Annotated in this window: 4 protein-coding genes; 2 read left to right on the forward strand and 2 right to left on the reverse strand. The window is 68.3% G+C overall.

The features are described 5' to 3' along the window. Positions 1 to 341, reverse strand: a 341-nt coding sequence (locus Q4C89_RS08515; protein ID WP_303102188.1) for an NAD(P)H-hydrate epimerase, incomplete at its 3' end; no start/stop codon positions are given. A gap of 89 nt (positions 342 to 430) precedes the next feature. Then, positions 431 to 1270, reverse strand: coding sequence for a tetratricopeptide repeat protein (locus Q4C89_RS08520; protein WP_303102178.1), 840 nt, complete (start codon positions 1268 to 1270; stop codon positions 431 to 433). A 94-nt stretch (positions 1271 to 1364) separates the two neighbouring features. Here Q4C89_RS08520 and rsmA point away from each other — a divergent pair, with 94 nt between their 5' ends. Both rsmA and Q4C89_RS08530 read left to right on the forward strand, forming a co-directional pair. Further along, entirely contained in the window at positions 1365 to 2231 is an 867-nt protein-coding gene (gene rsmA / locus Q4C89_RS08525; protein WP_303102179.1) for a 16S rRNA (adenine(1518)-N(6)/adenine(1519)-N(6))-dimethyltransferase RsmA, read from the forward strand. Between the two features lie 135 nt (positions 2232 to 2366). Beyond that, a partial coding sequence (locus tag Q4C89_RS08530) for a carbohydrate kinase family protein (RefSeq protein WP_303102180.1) occupies positions 2367 to 2848 on the forward strand: 482 nt, incomplete at its 3' end.

Below are 2848 nucleotides of genomic sequence, written 5' to 3' on the forward strand. Positions count from 1 at the left end.
GCCACCAGTTCTGCCAGCGCCGGACGCAGCGGCGGCGTCAAACCCGTGCCCAGCAGTCCGTCCACCACCAGCGCGGCCTCCCGCAGTTCGCGGCGCAGGCCAGCGGGGGTCAGCGGCGCGACAGCCACACCGACTTTGCCCAGCCGCTTGCGGTTGCTGCGGGTCAGGGGATGCTTGGACAGCAGCGCCAGCACCCGCACGTCGCGGCCCAGGGCGTGCAGATGCCGGGCCGCCACCAGGGCGTCTCCGCCGTTGGCCCCGCTCCCGGCCAGCAGCAGCACCCGCCCCGCCGGAACACGGCTCTGCGCGGCGTCGGCTGCGGCGCGGCCCGCTTCCTCCATCGCCAGTTCGAGCAGTCCGGCCCGTTCCAGTTCGGCGTCCAGCGCCCGCACGCCAGCGGGGGAGAGGACGGCCTCCGCGCCGCCGACAGTCACGAACGTCCCAGCCACGCCAGCAGCGCCAGCACCACCACGAAGCCCGCCAGAATCCCCAGCCGAATCCATTTGAGGTGGGGGTTGCGCCGAAACTGCTCCTGCATTTCCTCTTTGGCTTCGGCCCTGGCCCCCTGCACGCCCAGCCGCTGCGCCTTGCGGATGGCTCCCACCGATTCGTACAGCTTGCCCTGCCGCCGCAGCGCCACGCCCAGGTTGTGGTGGGCACCGTCGTAGTCGGGGGCGAGTTGCAGCACCTCGCGGTAGGCGGCCTCGGCTTCGGGCAGCCTACCCGCTTCCAGGTCGAGGTTGCCCAGGTTCATGCGGGCGCGGTAGTGCTGCGGGTCGTGGGTCAGGGCTTCTTCAAAACGGGCGCGGGCGGCTCCCTCCTCCTGGCGCAGTGCGTGCAGCACCCCCACCACGTTCAGCGCCTCGGCGCGGGTCAGCGCGTGGGCCTGGGCCGCCGCCAGTTTGCTTTGCAACTCCACCGGGTCGGCCTCGCCGCTGGCGTTTTCCAGAGCGCTTAGCGCCTGCGCCAGCACTTCGGGGGCCACCAGCGACCGCAGCAGCGCCGCTTCCCCCTGTCGGCGGCGGTCGAGTTCCTTGAGTGCCCCGGCGTAGGCACTCAGCCCGCGCTGGGCCGATGCATATTTGCGCGCCCGCACGTCCTGCTGCACGGCACTCAGGGCACTCACGGCGCTGAGGGTGTCGGGGTCGGCTTGGGTCAATGTGGCGGCAGCCTGGGCACGTCGCCACTCGCCGCTGCGGGCAAATGCTTTCCAGTCGGGGCCGGACTCGCCAGGCGGGGTTCCTTCGCCCGAACGGGCCAAATCGGTCATGGGGGCATTTTAGCGGGCAGGGTGAAAAAGAACGGAGGGCGCAGAGCAGATGGCCCATCCCCGCCCCGACTGCACTAGACTGCCCTGCCCGACCATGACCCAGCCCGAACTGCCGCCCACCGACGACACCTCTACTCAGCTGCCCCTGTACTCCCCGGCCCGCGTGCGTGAACTTCTGGCCGCGCATGGCCTGCGGCCCACCAAGAGTCTGGGACAGAATTTTCTGATAGACGGCAACATCCTGCGCTCGATTGCCGAGGCAGGCGGCGCTGCGCCGGGCGTACCCGTGCTGGAAATTGGCCCTGGTCTGGGTGTGCTCACCCGCGAAGTGGCGAGCCGGGGAGCGCGGGTCACCACGCTGGAAAAGGACGAACGCCTGCGCCCGGTGCTGGCCGAAACACTGGCGGGGCTGGACGTGCAGATCGTCTGGGGCGACGCGCTGGAATTCGATTACAGCAGCCTGGAACCCGGCACCCGCGTCATCGCCAACCTGCCTTACTACATCACCGGGCTGCTGCTCAGCCGCTTTATGCAGGCGACGGGCGTGGTGTCGGCCACCGTGCTGGTGCAGAAGGAAGTCGCTCAGCGGCTGGTGGCGAAACCGGGGCAGGACAATTACGGCTTCCTGAGTGCGCTGGCGGCGCTGTACGGCACGGTCAAGCATGTGCGCGACGTGCCCAAAGGGGCCTTTTTTCCCGCGCCCGACGTGACCAGCAGCGTGGTGCGCCTCGACTTTGACCGCACCCGGCCCCAGCCCGAACCCGAATTTGTTTCCTTCGTGGACAACGCCCTGCGCTACCGCCGCAAGACCCTTCGCAACAACCTGAAGATGATGGGGCACGGCGGCGAGGCGATAGACACTGTGCTGGCCGACCTGGGCCTGCGCCCCGACGTGCGTGCCGAGGATGTCCCGCTTGAGCAGATGCGTGCCGCTGCCCGCAGCCTGGGCGTGATACGGTAGACTGGTCTGTTTCAGGTGACCTCGGTGTGACGTTCTCGGGAGATGTTCTCTCTGGAAACGCTTCCTGCCTTTGCCCTGTAGCCGCCAACTGGCCCCGCCTCCGTGCGGGACTGGAACGACCCGGAGGTTTTTGCTGTGAAGTTCTACGTCATCGGCGACGTGACTGTTGACCATCTCTACCATCTCGACCGCTTGCCCACGCCGGGCAAGGAGGTCACTCCCAAACGCTCGACCATGCAGCCCGGCGGCTCTGGCGGCACCATCAGCGTGACCCTGGCACGTCTGGGGCACACGGTGACGCTGGCCGCCCGCGTGGGCGACGACCCCTTTGCCGAGTATGCGCTGGCTGAAATCAAGGCGAGCGGCGTCAGCCTGAGCGCCATCCAGAAAGACTCCGAGCATCTCACCAGCACCATCACGGTCATGCAGACGGCGGGCGGCGAGCGGGCGATGATCAGCGACGGGGCCGCCAACCGCCAGCTCGACCCCGCCAAGCTCAAGAAGCGCGACGTGGAAACCGCCGATGCCCTTATCATCAGCGCCTACAGCCTCACCGAAGGCCCGCAGCGCGAATACGCGCAAAAAGCCATCGAGATTGCGCGTGGCGCCAAGAAACC

This window comes from Deinococcus sp., assembly GCF_030523985.1.
In the GTDB taxonomy this organism is placed as follows: Bacteria; Deinococcota; Deinococci; order Deinococcales; family Deinococcaceae; genus Deinococcus.

Excerpts from the sequence above, each read along its gene's own strand:
- Q4C89_RS08520 (WP_303102178.1), bottom strand. The coding sequence starts at position 1,270 with ATGACCGATTTGGCCCGTTCGGGCGAAGGAACCCCGCCTGGCGAGTCC.
- rsmA (WP_303102179.1), top strand. The coding sequence starts at position 1,365 with ATGACCCAGCCCGAACTGCCGCCCACCGACGACACCTCTACTCAGCTG.